Origin of the sequence: Nocardia sp. CA-145437 (assembly GCF_050956485.1) — a bacterium.
Taxonomy (GTDB): Bacteria; Actinomycetota; Actinomycetes; order Mycobacteriales; family Mycobacteriaceae; genus Nocardia.
Map to the genome: position 1 here is coordinate 4,997,964 of NZ_CP191204.1, position 15,888 is coordinate 5,013,851.

The following is a 15,888-nucleotide window of genomic DNA, read 5'->3' on the forward strand; positions in this document are numbered from 1 at the left end:
GCGAGCCTACAACGGAATCCGATGTAGCCCAAGGGTGTTCAACCGCTACCTTCGTCAGTTGCACAGGCTTTTGTACAACCAAAACGGTGAGCAATTCACGTGATCACCCGCGGGCGGGGTATATCAGACAGTGTCTCGTCACGCAGAGAGGTTGCAATGCTGATCGACTTCGTTCCCGACAAGAATCTGTACCCCTTCGAGTCCCGCTGGTTCGACTCGTCCGCCGGCCGGGTGCACTACATCGACGAGGGCTCCGGACCGACAATCCTGTTCTGCCATGGCGTTCCGACGTGGAGCTTCCTCTACCGCCACGTCGTGAAGGAACTGCGGAGCCGGTACCGCTGCGTCGTCATCGACTACCTGGGCTTCGGATTGTCCGAGCGCCCGGACGATTTCGGCTACACGGTCGCCGAACACACCGCGATCCTCGGCGAGCTGATCGATCACCTCGAGCTCGACGACTTCATCGTGATGGGACACGACTGGGGCGGCCCCATCGGACTGGGCGCCGTCACCACCCGCGCGGATCGACTGCGCGGCATCGTGCTGGGCAACACCACCTTCTGGCCGCCCGAAGCCACGGCGAACCAGATCTTCAGCAGGCTCATCCGCACCCCGATGATGCAGCGCCAAGTCCTCGAGAAGAACTTCCTGGTCGAGCGCGTCCTCCTCGGAGAGCTGGGCCGCAAGCTCACCCCCGCGGAGATCGATCACTACCGCTCGGTGCAGCCCACGACCGAAGCCCGACGCGGACTCGGCGTGATAGCCAAACAGATTCGCGACGCCCGCCCGCTCCTGGAGCAACTCTCCCGAGACGTCCCCGCCATCCTCGCGGACAAGCCAACCCTGCTGGTGTGGGGCATGCGAGACATGGTCTATCGCCCGAAGGGCCACATCCCCCGCATGCGAGCGACATTCACCGACCTGGAGGTAGTCGAACTGCCCCGCGCCCAGCAGTTCATTCAGGAACACGCACCGGACGAGATCGCGACCGCGATCGCCAAGCGATTCCCCTGATCCTGGCGACGAGATCGACGTGGGCGGCGCTACCGATCGGTAGCGCCGCCCACGTCGATCCGGTTCGACTGCCCGGTGTTTCAGCCCGCCCTAGCTCTTCTTACCCGGCGCCTTCATACCCGACTTGAACCCGAGCCCACCCGGCTTGGAGACGGGCGGCTTGGCAGCGCCATTGCCTTCGGACGTTCCGTTGACGTCCGGGGTGCCGTCGCTCTCCGAGGCGGCCGGAGCCGGTGCGGCCGGAGTCTCCGGAGCCGAATCGGCCGGAGCAGCGGGCGCTTCCGCAGCCACGGCGGCGGCCGGGGCCGCAGCACCCGGAGCCTTCGGGCCGGGACGCTTCAGACCGGACTTCATGGCCAGGCCCTTGGGCGCGATGGACGGCTTGGCCTCGGCGGCCGGAGCCTCAGCGGCAGCCGCTGGAGCCCCGGCCGGAGCCGCGGCCTCGGCGGGAGCCGCAGCGGTGGAAGCGGTTTCAGCCTTCGCGCCCGGGGCCTTGGCGGCGCCCTTCATGGCCAGACCCTTACCGCCTGGGGCCTTGAGGCCGCCCTTCATTCCGAGTCCGCCCGGCTTGGCGGTCGGGGCCGCCGGAGTCTCGGCCTCGGGAGCCTCAGCAGCGGAGGCGGTTTCGGCGGCAGCTGTGGCGGTCTTCGCGCCCGGGGCCTTGAGCCCGCCCTTCATGGCCAGGCCCTTGCCGCCGCCCGGCGGCTTCAAGCCACCCTTCATACCCAGGCCGCCACCGGCCGCAGCGGCCTTCGGCGCGGCCTCGGCCGGAGCCTGCGCGACCGCGACCGCGGCCTTGACCGGCTCCGGAGCGGGCTCCGGCTCGGGCTCGGCCTTGGGGGTCTGGATGACCTTCAAGTTCTCGGTCAGGGTCGCGGCGTCCACACGGTTGATGGACTGCAACATCAGCTGCGCGACATCGACGACCTCGACGCCCTGACCGACCTCGCCGCCGTCCTTACGGGCGGTCACACCGTCGGTCAGCATCACCCGGCAGAACGGGCAACCCGTCGCGATCATCGACGGCTCGTTGCCGCCCTTCAACGTGTCGAGCGCCTCGTCGACCCGGTCGATGTTGATGCGCTTGCCGAGCTGCTCTTCCATCCACATGCGCGCACCACCGGCACCACAGCACATGGAACGTTCGGCGTGACGCGGCATTTCGACCAGAGTCGAGCCCGACGCCTCCATCAACTCACGCGGCGCGTTGTAGATCTTGTTGTGCCGGCCCAGATAGCACGGGTCGTGGTAGGTCACGTTCTGCGCGACCGGCGACACCGGCACCAACGCCTTGCCCCGCACCAGACGGTTCAGCAGCTGAGTGTGGTGCACCACCTCGTAAGTGCCACCCACCTGCGGATACTCGTTGTTGAGCGCGTTGAAGCAATGCGCACAGGTCACGACGATCTTCTTCTTGGCCTGCTCGACACCCTCGAACACCGAGTTCAGCAACTCGATGTTCTGCATCGCCAACTGCTGGAACAAGAACTCGTTACCCGCGCGGCGAGCCGAATCACCGGTGCAGGTCTCCTCCTGCCCGAGCACCATGAACTTCGTACCCGCGGTCGCCAGCAACTCCGCGACAGCCTTGGTGGTCTTCTTCGCGCGGTCCTCATACGCACCCGCGCAACCCACCCAGAACAGATACTCGTAGCCGTCGAAGGAGTCCGCGTCCTTACCGAAGACCGGAACCTCGAAGTCGACCTCGGAGATCCAGTTCAGGCGATCCTTGGCGTTCTGACCCCACGGGTTGCCCTTGTTCTCCAAGTTCTTGAACAAACCCGCCAGCTCGGAGGGGAACTCCGACTCGATCAACACCTGATAGCGGCGCATATCGATGATGTGATCGACATGCTCGATATCCACCGGGCACTGCTCCACACAGGCGCCACACGTCGTGCACGACCACAACACCTCCGGATCGATGATGCCGTTGACATCCTCGCCACCGACCAACGGACGCTCCGCCTCCGCGCGCGCCGCCTCGGAAGCCTTGGCCTTGTCACCGGCCAGCAGGTATGGGGCCTTGGCGTAACCATGATCACGCAGCGACATGATCAACAGCTTCGGCGAGAGCGGCTTGCCCGTGTTCCAGGCCGGGCACTGCGACTGGCAACGACCACACTCGGTACAGGTGGTGACGTCGAGGATGTCCTTCCAGGAGAAGTCCTCGAACTTGCCGACACCGAAGGTGTCATTGTCCGGATCAGCGGTCTCCATGTCGATCGGCTTGCCCTTGGACATCATGGGCTTGGCCGCACCCAGGGCGACGTCGCCGTCGGCCTCACGCTTGAAATAGATATTGAAGAACGCCGCGAACCGATGCCACGCCACACCCCAGTCGATATTGCGACTGACCACGACCACCCACACCAGCGCCGCCATCAGCTTGCAGAACGCGAAGACCGAGACCGCCCCGGCGCTCGACGGCAGCACCCTGGCGATATTCATGCTGACGAAGTCGCTGGCGGCGTGCGATTCCCCGGTGTAGCTGATGACGAACGCCTTGACGCCGACCATGCTGATGCCCTCGGCGACCACGATGAACTCGACGAAATACGCCGCGAGGAAGTTCGAGCCGGAGAACCGGGACAGCCGCTCGGGCCGGCGCGGGTGGTTCAACTGCCGAATGATCACCAGCGTCAGCCCGCCGATGATGGTCCCGAGGCCGAGCAGCTCGTCGAGGAGGTGGTAGGCGAGGGTGTCACCGACCCACGGCCACGTGAACGTGGGGCTGAAGATCTGCCCCTGCGCCTGGAAGACCGTGACGAACCCGATCAGGAAGCCGACCATGACGAGCCAGTGCGCCCACCCGACGGTCCGGAACTTCACCATGCGCGTATGCGCGGCGAATTCCTTGACCATGGTGGCGAATCGCGGCAGGAACGGCCCGAACCGGTCGGGGGCCGGCTGCCCCAGCCGGATGGTGCGCACCATCTTGCGTATCGCCAAGACAAACCCAGCCCACGCTGGGACACCGATCAGTATGGAGATGATGCCCAGCGTTATTTGCAGGGGGCTCATGCAGTGGCCTTTCACTTACGAAGGGACGCAATGTCGTTCGTCGGTCGACGCACCATAACACGCTCTAAGTTACTCGTGGGTAACAACACGCGATTACCGCTACTCGCGAGTAGACCGACTGCGCCGCGCGTAGGCGGCCGGGTCGATACCGCGCAGTCTGCACAGCTCGGCGAGCCCACCGGTCAACAGCACGTCCGCGTTCGCCAGTGCGTGCACGGTTTCCGCGCCGAGCACCACCATGAGCTGCCGGATCTGAGCGATCCACGCGTCGATGGCCTCGATCAGCGCGTCGACGCCCGCCGCTTCGAGAATCGACAGGAAGTGTCCCGAGACCCCCACCGCCCGAGCGCCGAGCGCCAGGGCGCGGACGACGTCGAGCGGAGTTCGCACCCCGCCGGAGGCGAGCACGGTGACCCCGCGCAGCGCGGCCACTTCGGCCCCATCGACCAGGCACGCCGGGGTGGACAGGCCCCAGTCGGCCAGCAGGCCGAAGTCGGCTCGACGCCGCCTGGCGTTCTCGATGAGCGCGAAATTCGTTCCGCCGTTGCCTGATACGTCAACGATCCGCACGCCGAGGTCTGCCAGTTGCGTGACCGTATCGGCGCTGATCCCGAATCCGACCTCCTTCACGATCACCGGAACGCCGAGTGATTCGGCGAGGCGGGCGATATTGCGCGGCCAGGCCGAGAAGTCCCGATCCCCCTCCGGCATCACGATCTCCTGGATCGCATTGACATGCACCTGGAGTGCGTCGGCCCGCAACAGCTCCACGGCGCGTGCCGCCATCTCCGGTGTGGCATTGGCATTGACATTGGCGATGACGTAGCCGTCCGGATTCTGCTCGCGCAGCACGCGATAGGTCCCGGCCACCGAGCTGTCCGCCAGATAGGCGCTCATCGAGCCCGACGCGATCGCCAGGCCGGTCTCCCGCGCGGCGATCGCCAGCCCGCGATTCACCTCGCCGGTGCGGGCGCTACCGCCGGTCATGGCGTTGATGTACAGCGGCACCGGCCACGTCGCGCCGCCCACCTCGGTGGCCAGCGAGACGGCCCGCTCCGCGGTGCCCCGCACGGCATGGTGAACGAAGGCGACATCCTCGAACGGGGACGGGCGCTGCCCGGCCAACGACTCCCGATGCTGCGCGACGGCCAGGCGGACATGATCGTCCTTGCGGGTGGCATAGCTCATCTGATGCTCTCTTTCCTCTCGGGTACCCGGAGATTCAGCGGTTCGATTCCGCCGGCTCGCCACCGTTGCCGCAGGGCCGGTACTCGGGCGGGATCGATCAGGGCGATCCCGCAGTCGCCGCCGCCCGCGCCGGAGCTCTTCGCCACCGCGCCGAGTTCCTCGGCCAGACACCGCAATCGAGACAGTTCGGGGCTTTCGATGGCCACCCCGGAGGCCGCGGCCAGATCGCGGAGCAATCGGCCCGCCGCGCTCAGCGCGAGTTCGATCGCGCGATCGTCGCCCGCTCGGCACGCCGTCGCGAGTTGTTCGACACACCGATCGCTGGCGGCGACGAACCGCCGATACACCGAACGATGCTGTCGGGCGGCTTGTTTCATCGCCGCGACCAGGGCGCTCGAACTCGCCGGTCGTCCGACCCAGCCCACCTGCAGCGACAGCTCCCGGGGCGACGGCAACGACCGTGCGGCCAGGTGTTTCCACGGTTGCCGCAGCAGCGCCCCGAGGTCGAGGTCGCGCCGCGCCAGTGCGCTGATCAGTGCCGCGCGATCCGGGGTCCGGTAGTACACCCAGCCGCCCCGCGCCGAGGCCGCGACATCGCCTCCTGAGCAGTGCGGATCCACCGAAAAGACCGACAGCAGAGCCAGTTTCAGTTCGGTGGCGGCATCCAACGGCAACCCGTACGCCCGGGCGGCGGCCCGCACCGCCGCGACGGTCACCGCCCCGGAGGAGCCCAGCCCATATTTGCGTCCGGTCTCGGCATCGTCCAGCTGGGAATCGATATCCAGGGCGAAGCCGACCGGCCCCCGCCCCGCCCCGGCGGCGTAGCGATCGACCATGGCCAAGGCTGCCAGCACATGCGACAGCCCGGCCGCATCGGCCTCCGTCGCCGAGACAGGCTCGAAACCCGCCTCCCGGTGGACGAATTCGATGGAACGTCCCCGGGCATGATCGGTGGTGATCGTCCGGACCGCCGGGCCGATCGACGGCGTCGGAGTCAGGCGCACCCGCACATAGCGATCGACGGCGATCAGCACTGCCGCGCTGCCCGGCTCCAGGACCGCGTATTCGCCCGCGATGTACAGCTTGCCGGGAACGGCGACCGTGATCATCGATGTCCGCTGCCGGAGAGGGCGGCGCCCGGCCCGGCGGTGGTGACCACGACCCGCTCCGCTCCCCCGGCCACCTCGGCGACGGCGGCCGCCACGGCGGCGCTGTCGCGGGAATCGCACAGCACCTTCACGTTCGGACCCGCGTCCATCGTGGCCCACGCGCCGATTCCCGCGGCACGCAACTCCAGCACCCGGTCCAGCACCCGGAAGGTGCCGGGGGCGAAATACCGCACGGCCGGCCGAGCGCCCAGCATGGTCGCATGCATCCCGAGGGCGTTCGCCTCGGCGATTTCCCCGACGGTCGCCAGGTCGCCCTCGCCCAGCGCCCTCCGCATGCGATCCAGGTCCCGGGCGGATTCCTCCACCCACGCCGGGTAGAACGGCGAGGTGGCGACGGTCCGCCGCATGGCTTCCCTGCTGGGAACCGCCTTTTCGCGGGTGTCGACCAGCGCGACCACCAGCGCCGGGTTCAGCAGCGGCGCGTCGATCGGCTCGGCGAAACTGCTCAGATCACCGGACTCGCCGTCACCCGCACCGCGCCACCACACCGCGAAGCCGCCGAAGATCGATCGGGCCGCACTGCCGGACCCGCGCCGCGCGAGCCGGGACAGCGCGCGGGGATCGGGATCCAGCCCGTAGGCGGTCGCGGCGGCCAGCGCCAGTGCGGCGAAACCCGCCGCGGAGGAGGCCAACCCGGCTCCGGTCGGCACGGTGTTCACGGTATCCACCGCGGTAGGCCGACGGTCGCGCGACAGCTCACGCACCAGATCCAGAAACCGCGAGACCCGCTCCGCGAAGGCCTCGGGCGCCGGTGCTCCGGCGAAGGTCACCCGGTCGGCGGCGAGGTCCGGCCGCACCGTGACCGTGGTCGTGGTGGGGAATTCCCGCAGGGTCAGCGACACGCTGGTGGTCATGGGCAGGTGCAGGGCCTCGTCTCGCTTGCCCCAGTACTTGATCAAGGCGATGTTCGGATGCGCGACCGCTGCCACGGAATTCATGCGCGCACCGGTTTCAGCGGAACCTCGAAACAACGATGCGCGCCAGCGGCGAGCAGCGCCGCGCGGGTAGCCGGAGCATCGGTGGTCAGTGCGATGACGCAGCCGCCGAGTCCGCCGCCCGAGAGTTTCGCCCCCAGCGCGCCCCCGGCCAGCGCGGCGGCCACCAGGTCGTCCACGGCCGGACAGCTGACGCCCAATCGCACCAGAATCCGTTGTGTCGCGGTCATGGCACGGCCCAGCGCGGCCAACCGCCCGAGCCGCAGATCCTCGGCGGCACCGAGGGTCAGGTCCCCGGCCTGCTCGAGCAACTCCGCACCCACCGCGCCGAGCTCGCGGAGTCGCCCGCGCACGGTCGCCACCGCCTGCCGAGTGCTCCCGGCTATCCCGGTGTCGGCCACCACCAGGACCGCGCGATCCGCGCTGTCCGCCACCGGAAGTGACCGCGCCACCCCGTCCTGGAACCACAGCGGCCCGCCCGCGCCGATCACCGTGCGCGCGTCGACGCCGCTGGCGTTTCCGTGCGCCAACGTCTCCGACTCCTGAATCAGCGCGAAAAGGGTTTCGCCGGAGAGCTGCCGATCCCACAGATCGGCCACCGCCGCGATGATGGCCGCGGCGACGGCCGCGCTGGAACCCAATCCGCGCTCGCTGGGGATATCGCTGTCCACGGCGACGGCCAGGCCGTCCTCCGGAACCCGGAGATGCGCGCAGACCGCCGCCATCGCCTGCCGCGACACCGCCGTGTCGCCCAGCCGCGCGGCGGTTCCCCTGGATCGATAGGCGGTGGCCCGCACCCCGATCTGCGGCACCGGCAGCGAGATCGCCGGACGGCCGTACAACACCACATGTTCACCGAGCAGAATCAGTTTGGCGGCCGCCCGGCCCTTGCCGAGCGTGCCGCAATCCGAGGGTTTCGCATCCATCCTCATGCCTGAATCGGGTGACATGCCTCGTACATTCGCGAATGCTCGGTGACGGCTCGCAAACGGAACCCTCCCGCGCCGTCCACCTCCAGCACCGTCGACGAACCGTCTTCGGGCAATTCGAAATCCCTTATCGCACGATACCTTTCGTAGGAGATCGACTCCCGTCGCGCGATGGCGTCCTGATTGGACGAGGTCCGCAGCCGTTGCCGGTATCCCGGCACCATCGACAATCCGAAGAACTCCGCGACACATCCCGATCCGTAACTCAGCATCCCGACCGAGCGGCCACTCAAATCCTCGGCGTGGTCGAGCAACGACAACAGGGCCACATACAGCGAGGCCGTATAACTGTTGCCGATCAGGCGGTTGTAGCTGGTGGTGTGTGCGAGATCCGCGTCCAGCCGAGCCATCTGGGCGTCGATACCGTGGATCTCGAGCAGCCGCGCGTGGGCCTTGTAGGCCATTTTCGTGAAGGGCTGGTGATAGCAGAAAGCCGCGAAATCCTCGATCGCACGACCGCCACGAGCCTCGTAGTCCTTCCACGCCTGTTCCGCCGCTTCGAGATACAACGAGACCGACAGCTTGCCGTCGACCATCGGTGTCGAACGGTAATTCGGCCGCCAGAAATCCTGCACATTGGCGGTGTACAGACCCGACGTGGGTTCCAGGACGGCGACGGCCGGATCCGCCGACACCAGCATGGCGACGGCGGCCGCACCCTGCGTGGCCTCGCCCGCGGAATCGACATCGTATGTCGCGATATCGCTGGCGAGCACCAATACCCGCTGCTCGGGGTCGCGATGCACGAGCCCGGCCGCGAACTGCAGCGCCGAGGTGCCGCCGTAACACGCCTGCTTCAATTCCACCGCCCGGGTCGAGGACGACAGTCCCAGCAGATCCTGCACGTAGACCGCGGCCGCTTTGGACTGGTCGATCCCGGTTTCGGTGGCGAGCAGAACGGTGCGAATGTCCCCCGCGTCGTGCTCGGCGATGATCTGCTTCGCCGCCGCGGCGGCCATGGTGACAATGTCCTCGTCCGTCGCCGGTACGGTCTGCGTGGTCTGCCCCAGGCCGACGGTGTACTTGCCGGGATCGACGCCGTGCCGCTCCGCCAGGTCCTCGAGGCTCAGCGCGTAATGCCCGGTCGCCAAGGCGATATCGTGAATTCCGACGGTCAACGCCACGTCAATTCCCTCCATCCGATGGTGAGCGTTCGAAATTCAGGTGTGTCCGCATCAATTCCCCCGAGTTCGTCTGGGCCGCCATCAGCGACAGTTCGCCACACAGGACCGCCGCCGCGGTCACCACGGCGAGACGCCGGGAGTTCTCCCCCGTCGGACGGTCGTCGCGGCATCCCAGCCTGGCCAGATTCGCGGCGGCGAAATCGAGACCCTTTCCGTTGCCGACGGTTCCGACGATGAGGTTCGGCAGCGTGCACGAGAAATAGAGATCACCGTCGCGGTTCTCGGCGTGCGTGATGCCCTGCGAGCCTTCGACGATATTCGCCGCGTCCTGGCCGGTGGCCAGGTAGACGGCCAGCAACATGTTCGCGTAATGCGCGTTCGCGGAACGGATTCCGCCCGCCAGGTTCGTTCCGATCAGGTTCTTCCGGACATTGAGCGCCGCCACCCGCCGCGCGGTCGTATGCAGATCGTTCTCCACCACGGCACGAGGGATCAGCAATTCGGTCACCACGTTCTTCCCGCGGCCCAGGATGCCGTTGACCGCGGACGCCTTCTTGTCGGTGCAGAAATTCCCCGACACGGATTCGTAGCGCAGGCCCGGGAACGTTCGCACGACGTACGCGAGGAGAGCATCGGCGGCCAGGGTCGCCATATTGTGGCCGGACGCGTCGCCGGTGGAGAACTCGAATCGCAGGAACAGCAGATTGCCGGCGATCTGGTGGCGGACCTCCAGCAGTTCGGCGTACCGGCTGCATTCGGACACGATCCGGCGCAGCTCACCCATCGAGTCCGCGAGACTGCGCGCCGCCGCCAGCGCGGTACCGGCGTCGTCGGCCTCGAGCAGCACCGACCGGGTCATCCGCTCGTCGACGAGCGTGGCCACGATGCCGCGCGCGCAGCGCCTGGTGATCTTGGCGCCGCGCGCCACCGATGGCCACAGTGGCGATTCGTATGTGGCCAACGGGATTTCGACCGGCTCGTCCACCACATTACCGGTGATCTTGACCGGCCCCACCCATCGGAGCGGGACGATTGCCGCGTCCATTTCACCCACTGTCGAAAATAGAAGGTCCCGAGCAAGACGATCGGGTGAGCTGTCAGCCGACGAGCAAATCTCTGTGATTGCGATTTACATGTACCGCAACCGAAGTCGGCCACGGTATTACCGCACATGTCGATCGTCACGACAAGGGCCGAACGCGAGTTGCCGATCTCACCGGGAGAGACGCCGCGGGTGTGAGCCGTCACAATTGTGTGAACGCTCACCCCGTACCGGGCGGTAACCTGCGGCAATGCATCGAATCACGCTGTGCAACTGCGGCTTTCACCCAGTTGCACAGCCCCGGGACGGGCGCCGGCGGGCGCGAGTCGGCACCGCCTGGCATGGTGGAGGGCGGGGGGACGATCACAACGGCTGTGTTCGCAATCCCGAGCACCCTTGCCGGAATGATGCACCTGCGGTAATTTTCGATCAGGCCCAGGGGCACAACGCATTTGGAGCATTTCTAGAACGTGAATCGCGTCAAGACATCCCTAGAGATTGTATCGCTGGTCACCGCCGGATCCCCCAGATCCGAGGGTGAGGATCATTCCCACATCGAACGGTTGGTCGAGGCCGAATGGCCGTTGCCGCCAATTCTCGTTCATCGGCCCACAATGCGGGTTATCGACGGATTTCACCGCACCTCCGCCGCGCGACTGAAGGGATTCACACATATTGATGCATATCTGGTGGACGGTTCCGAGGAACTCGCATTCATAGTCGGGGTCCGCGAGAACACAACCCACGGCCTGCCACTGTCACTCACCGATCGGCGGACCGCCGCGGAACGGATCATGCGGACGCATCCGCATTGGTCGGATCGTTCGATCGCTACCACCGCGGGACTGTCGGCGAAGACCGTCGCATCGATCCGGGGCCGCATCCACGACGATTCACGGTCCAGCCATCGCCTGGGCAGCGACGGCCGCCTGCGACCGGTCGACACCAAGTCGGCGCGGCGGACCGCCGCCGAGCTGATCATGGCCCGGCCCGATGCCTCCCTGCGCAGCATCGCCCAAGAGGTCGGGTTGTCCCCCTCGACCGTTCGAGATGTGCGCACCCGACTCAAACGCGGGGAGGACCCCCTCCTCCACACGAACGAAAACCGTAGTCTCACTGCACCATCCGAGCCGGAGAGCAAACTCTCGGAAACTCTCGATCGGCTCAACTCCCCGCTCAATCCCGAGAGGCCCGCCGATCTCGGCGCCCTGCTGGCCGTTTTGTCCAGGGACCCCGCACTACGTATGAGTGCCAGCGGCCGCGACCTCCTGCGGTGGATGCATCAGCGCGCGGTGAAGAGCAGCGATCTCGAGCAGATCGCCGACGCCATTCTCCCCCATACGCGGGACCACATCATCGAATTCGCGTACCAATGCGCGGTCAATTGGTCGAATATCGCACGGGATCTGCAAGGTCGCTCGGACGCAGCGCAGAACAACGAATCACTGGAGTAATCGAAATGTCAAAGATCGCCATTCTCACGAGCGGCATGCAGTACGACATCGTCGGAAAGAATCCGGAGCGTCAGGCTGCCATAGCCGCGGCGACTCCCCATGTGACGGGATTCTTGTCCGCCATGCGGAAACGCGGTTACCCCGTCTTCCACCTGCAGCTTCTCAACGAGCCCGACGATCCCCTCGCCGAGCGGTACGACGGGCGCATCCCCGCCCTGCGAGGCACGGAGGGCGCCGATGTGATTCGCGAGTTCCTCGACCCCGACGACATCATTCAGGAGCGGAGCAAGGACAGCGGTTTCTACGAGACCGATCTGCACGAGCGACTCCAGGCGGTCGGGGTCGAGACCCTGATTCTCATCGGCCTGCAAACCCAGATCTGCATTCAGACGACGGCGGCCGACGCGTTCTTTCGCGGATACATCGTCGGGGTGCCGAGCGACTGCGTCTTCTCCGCCGTCGAAGCCGACCGGCTGCGTGCGCTCGAATGGCTCGAGGGGTACTGCGCCACCGTTGCCGATTCCGAGGAGATCATTCGGACGCTGGATGAGAACGGCGGACTGCCCCGGAAGGAAACCAAGACACCGTGACTCTCGCGACCCAGCAGATTCAACTCGACCACGGCACGGGTGCGACATTGTCGGGCGAACTCGTGGCATTCATCGCGGAAACGTTGGGCGACGTCTACATCGGCGAGATGGAGGACAGCGCCGTCCTCCCCGTCGAGGGCACCCGGATCGCGATGACCACGGACAGTTTCGTGGTCGATCCGCCCTTCTTCGGCAATGGCGATATCGGGAAGATCGCGGTCTGCGGGACCGTCAACGATCTCGCGGTCTCGGGGGCCACCGCGCGCTATCTCACGCTCGGATTGATCCTCGAGACGGGACTGCCGTTCGATCGCCTGTTCCGCGTGCTGACCTCCATTCGGGAGACCGCGCGCGAAGCCGGCGTGCAGATCGTGTGCGGCGATACCAAGGTGGTGCGCGCGGGGGAAGCGGATCAGCTGTACCTCAACACCAGTGGGGTCGGTTTCTTCGCCCGCGAACCCCTGCGGATGGATTCCGTGCGCCCCGGGGACGCGGTCATCCTGTCCGGCCCGATCGGTAATCACACCGTCCATCTGCTGTCGATTCGCGAAGGCCTGGGCTTCGAAAGCCGGGTCCTCAGCGACTGCGCGCCGCTCAACACCATGATCGACCGATTGTTCGCCACCGTGCCCGCCGGGTCGATCCACTCGATGCGCGATGTCACCCGGGGCGGACTCTCCGCGGTGCTGCACGAGTACTCGGGCAAGCTGGACAAGACCATCGTGGTCGAGGCGCCGGCCCTGCCCATCCAGCACGAGACCGCGATGGCGGCGGACATGCTGGGGATCAATCCGCTGCACTGCGCCAACGAGGGTTGCGTGGCGATCTTCATCGATCCCGCGGCGACCGATGCGGTCCTGGCCGCACTGCACGGGCACGAGTACGGACGGCACGCCGTGGCGATCGGTGAAGTGACTGCGCGAGAGGGCGCTTCGGTGCTGTTGCGGGATTCCGCGGGTCGCGAGTCGGCGCTCCAACCGCTGCTCGGCGCAGAGCTGCCCCGGTTGTGCTGAGTCGTCATGACCGAACAAGCAACCTGGCAGATCAGGGTCACCGGTGTCGTTCAGGGCGTGGGCTATCGCCCGTTCGTCTACAAGCTCGCCCATGAACGGCAACTGGCCGGATGGGTTCGCAATGATCCCGAGGGCGTGCTCATCGAGGCGAGCGGCGTCGAGTCCGTGCTGCGGCTGTTCAGCGAGGAATTGGCGAGCAAGGCTCCGGAACTGGCGAGGGTCGACAGCGTGGTCACCCTCGGCAGGTCGGCCGGACGGTCGGAGGCCACCGGCTTCGACATCGTGCACAGCGAGCACACCGGGGCGAAAGTGGCTCTGGTACCGGCCGATACGCACGTGTGCGCCGACTGCCTGGCCGAGCTGCGCGATCCGGCCGACCACCGTTATCGCTACCCGTTCATCAACTGCACGAACTGCGGTCCCCGGTATTCGATCATTCGCGCACTGCCCTACGACCGGTCGCAGACCACGATGCACTCCTTCGTCATGTGCGAGCGATGCGACCGCGAGTATCGGGATCCCATGAGCCGGCGCTTCCACGCTCAGCCCAATGCCTGTGCGGACTGCGGACCTCGCCTGTTCCTCGCCGACCGGCAGGGAACGGTCATCGAGGGCGAGGACGCATTGCGCCGATGCGCAAGGGAATTGACGGCGGGACGGGTCGCGGCGATCAAGAGCGTCGGCGGTTTCCACCTCGCCGTGGATGCGCGCAACGCCGAGTCGGTGGCCTTGCTGCGCGAGCGTAAGCGCAGGGATTCGAAACCCTTCGCCGTCATGGTCCGGGATCTGGCCACCGCTCATCGGATCGTGGAGTTGTCCGCGGCCGAGGAAGCGGTGCTGAGCTCGCCCGCACGGCCGATTCTGCTCGCGCGCAAGCGTTCCGGCGCGGTGCCCGAGAACGTCGCCCCGAGGAATCCGAATCTGGGTCTGATGCTGCCCTCGGCGCCGCATCATCACCTGCTCCTGGACGAATCCGGCCTGGACACGGTGGTCATGACGAGCGGGAACCTCTCCGGCTATCCGATCGCCTATCGCAACCAGGACGCCCTCGGACAGCTCTTCGAGATCGCCGATGTGATCCTCTACCACGACCGTGAAATCGAGATCAGGGTCGACGATTCCGTGGTCCGGTTGTCCGCGCACCCCGAATTGGACGGCCCCCTGCTGACGTTCCTGCGCAGGGCGCGCGGTTACGCGCCGTACCCGGTGGAGGTCGGGCGGCCGCTGACGCCACTGGTCGCCTACGGCGCCGAACTCAAGACGACGGTGGCCCTGTCCGCCGGTTCCCGGGTCTTCCTCAGCCAGCACATCGGCGACCTGAAGAACGACGAAACCTTTGCCTCGCACCGTAAGACGGCGGCGCACCTGGCATCGCTCTACGATCTGCGGCCCGCCGCAGGCGTTTACGACATGCACCCGCAGTTCCGCACCAGCAGTTCCCACGAAGGCATCGGTGAGCCGGGCGAGCCCGTGTTCGTCCAGCACCATCATGCCCATATGGCCGCGTGTATGGCGGAGAATCGGCTCACCGGGCAGGCCATCGGTGTGGTGTTCGACGGGGCCGGCTACGGCACCGACGGCGCCATCTGGGGCGGGGAATTCCTGGTGGGCGGTTTCGACAAGGTCGAGCGGGCAACCCATCTGCGGCGTCTGGCACTGATCGGCGGCGACCGCGCGGTCCACGAACCGATCCGGACCGCGGTGTCGGTCGCCGTGGACACGTTCGGCGATATCGATACCGCCGTCAAGGCCTTCCCGGCGCTCGGTCGGCTCGAGCAGGAGCGTCGGCAGGTGTATTCGACAATGCGGGCGCGAGGCATCAACTCCCCCGAAGTGTCGAGCATGGGCCGGCTCTTCGACGCAGTGGCCGCCCTCCTGGATATCTGCTCATACGCCGAGTACGAAGCCCAGGGCCCGATCGAGTTGGAGGGCCTGCTCGAGCGCAACCTCGACATGGCCGATGGATACGAATTCGACTACACCACAACCGAAGTCGACTTCAGACCTGTCATCCGCGCCATCGCCGAAGACCTGGCCGCCGACCTACCCCTCCCCGAGATCAGCCGCCGATTCCACTCGAGTGTCGTCACCATGGTCCGCCGCCGGTGCCACGACATCTCCCGCCGAACCGGCATCCGCCGGGTGGTGCTCTCCGGCGGCGTCTTCCTCAACGAATTCCTCCAGATCAACTGCCTGACAACGCTCACCCGCGACGACTTCGAGGTCCACACCCACCGCCAAGTCCCCCCGAACGACGGCGGTCTGGCCCTGGGCCAACTGCTGGTCGCCGACTACCGGCACACCATCGGAAACGGCCGCCCGGGGTAATTCAGGCACCGCACT

Annotated in this window: 12 protein-coding genes; 5 read left to right on the top strand and 7 right to left on the bottom strand. The window is 66.6% G+C overall.

Translation table 11 applies throughout. The annotated features are described in order from the left end of the window. The first annotated feature begins 156 nt into the window (after nucleotides 1-156). Entirely contained in the window at nucleotides 157-1,017 is an 861-nt protein-coding gene (locus ACQPYY_RS23320; protein ID WP_379106342.1) for a haloalkane dehalogenase, read from the top strand. 90 nt (nucleotides 1,018-1,107) lie between these two features. On the opposite strand, the gene ACQPYY_RS23325 is transcribed toward ACQPYY_RS23320, so the two are convergent. From ACQPYY_RS23325 to ACQPYY_RS23355, 7 genes are all read right to left on the bottom strand, one after another. Further along, nucleotides 1,108-4,041: a (Fe-S)-binding protein gene (locus tag ACQPYY_RS23325; RefSeq protein ID WP_433590986.1), complete on the bottom strand. Its 2,934-nt coding sequence runs from the start codon at nucleotides 4,039-4,041 to the stop codon at nucleotides 1,108-1,110. Between the two features lie 99 nt (nucleotides 4,042-4,140). Further along, nucleotides 4,141-5,229 (bottom strand): type 2 isopentenyl-diphosphate Delta-isomerase, encoded by a 1,089-nt coding sequence (gene fni, locus ACQPYY_RS23330; RefSeq protein ID WP_433590987.1) that lies wholly within the window; start codon nucleotides 5,227-5,229, stop codon nucleotides 4,141-4,143. Continuing rightward, complete coding sequence (locus ACQPYY_RS23335; RefSeq protein ID WP_433590988.1) at nucleotides 5,226-6,338, bottom strand: phosphomevalonate kinase; 1,113 nt, start codon at nucleotides 6,336-6,338, stop codon at nucleotides 5,226-5,228. The genes fni and ACQPYY_RS23335 overlap by 4 nt, the downstream gene beginning before the upstream one ends. Continuing rightward, complete coding sequence (gene mvaD, locus ACQPYY_RS23340; RefSeq protein ID WP_433590989.1) at nucleotides 6,335-7,336, bottom strand: diphosphomevalonate decarboxylase; 1,002 nt, start codon at nucleotides 7,334-7,336, stop codon at nucleotides 6,335-6,337. Before mvaD ends, ACQPYY_RS23335 begins: the two co-directional genes overlap by 4 nt. Then, entirely contained in the window at nucleotides 7,333-8,259 is a 927-nt protein-coding gene (gene mvk, locus ACQPYY_RS23345) for a mevalonate kinase (RefSeq protein WP_433590990.1), read from the bottom strand. Before mvk ends, mvaD begins: the two co-directional genes overlap by 4 nt. A gap of 2 nt (nucleotides 8,260-8,261) precedes the next feature. Further along, complete coding sequence (locus tag ACQPYY_RS23350; RefSeq protein WP_433590991.1) at nucleotides 8,262-9,461, bottom strand: hydroxymethylglutaryl-CoA synthase; 1,200 nt, start codon at nucleotides 9,459-9,461, stop codon at nucleotides 8,262-8,264. After that, complete coding sequence (locus ACQPYY_RS23355; RefSeq protein ID WP_379106358.1) at nucleotides 9,448-10,491, bottom strand: hydroxymethylglutaryl-CoA reductase; 1,044 nt, start codon at nucleotides 10,489-10,491, stop codon at nucleotides 9,448-9,450. Before ACQPYY_RS23355 ends, ACQPYY_RS23350 begins: the two co-directional genes overlap by 14 nt. Nucleotides 10,492-10,958: 467 nt before the next feature. Here ACQPYY_RS23355 and ACQPYY_RS23360 point away from each other — a divergent pair, with 467 nt between their 5' ends. The 4 genes from ACQPYY_RS23360 to hypF are packed head-to-tail and all read left to right on the top strand — an operon-like array spanning nucleotide 10,959 to nucleotide 15,873. After that, a complete protein-coding gene (locus ACQPYY_RS23360) occupies nucleotides 10,959-11,942 on the top strand; it encodes a ParB/RepB/Spo0J family partition protein (RefSeq protein ID WP_379106361.1) in 984 nt (327 codons plus the stop codon). Nucleotides 11,943-11,947: 5 nt separating this feature from the next. After that, entirely contained in the window at nucleotides 11,948-12,532 is a 585-nt protein-coding gene (locus ACQPYY_RS23365) for a cysteine hydrolase (RefSeq protein ID WP_433590992.1), read from the top strand. Next, on the top strand, nucleotides 12,529-13,545 hold the full coding sequence (gene hypE, locus ACQPYY_RS23370) for a hydrogenase expression/formation protein HypE (protein ID WP_433590993.1): 1,017 nt from the start codon (nucleotides 12,529-12,531) through the stop codon (nucleotides 13,543-13,545). The genes ACQPYY_RS23365 and hypE overlap by 4 nt, the downstream gene beginning before the upstream one ends. A 6-nt stretch (nucleotides 13,546-13,551) precedes the next feature. Beyond that, complete coding sequence (gene hypF, locus ACQPYY_RS23375; protein ID WP_433590994.1) at nucleotides 13,552-15,873, top strand: carbamoyltransferase HypF; 2,322 nt, start codon at nucleotides 13,552-13,554, stop codon at nucleotides 15,871-15,873. Nucleotides 15,874-15,888: the final 15 nt, after the last annotated feature.

What these genes read in the sequence shown, in the direction of transcription:
- ACQPYY_RS23320 (WP_379106342.1), top strand. Translation starts at nt 157, where the DNA reads ATGCTGATCGACTTCGTTCCCGACAAGAATCTGTACCCCTTCGAGTCC.
- ACQPYY_RS23325 (WP_433590986.1), bottom strand. Translation starts at nt 4,041, where the DNA reads ATGAGCCCCCTGCAAATAACGCTGGGCATCATCTCCATACTGATCGGT.
- fni (WP_433590987.1), bottom strand. Translation starts at nt 5,229, where the DNA reads ATGAGCTATGCCACCCGCAAGGACGATCATGTCCGCCTGGCCGTCGCG.
- ACQPYY_RS23335 (WP_433590988.1), bottom strand. Translation starts at nt 6,338, where the DNA reads ATGATCACGGTCGCCGTTCCCGGCAAGCTGTACATCGCGGGCGAATAC.
- mvaD (WP_433590989.1), bottom strand. Translation starts at nt 7,336, where the DNA reads ATGAATTCCGTGGCAGCGGTCGCGCATCCGAACATCGCCTTGATCAAG.
- mvk (WP_433590990.1), bottom strand. Translation starts at nt 8,259, where the DNA reads ATGGATGCGAAACCCTCGGATTGCGGCACGCTCGGCAAGGGCCGGGCG.
- ACQPYY_RS23350 (WP_433590991.1), bottom strand. Translation starts at nt 9,461, where the DNA reads ATGGAGGGAATTGACGTGGCGTTGACCGTCGGAATTCACGATATCGCC.
- ACQPYY_RS23355 (WP_379106358.1), bottom strand. Translation starts at nt 10,491, where the DNA reads ATGGACGCGGCAATCGTCCCGCTCCGATGGGTGGGGCCGGTCAAGATC.
- ACQPYY_RS23365 (WP_433590992.1), top strand. Translation starts at nt 11,948, where the DNA reads ATGTCAAAGATCGCCATTCTCACGAGCGGCATGCAGTACGACATCGTC.
- hypF (WP_433590994.1), top strand. Translation starts at nt 13,552, where the DNA reads ATGACCGAACAAGCAACCTGGCAGATCAGGGTCACCGGTGTCGTTCAG.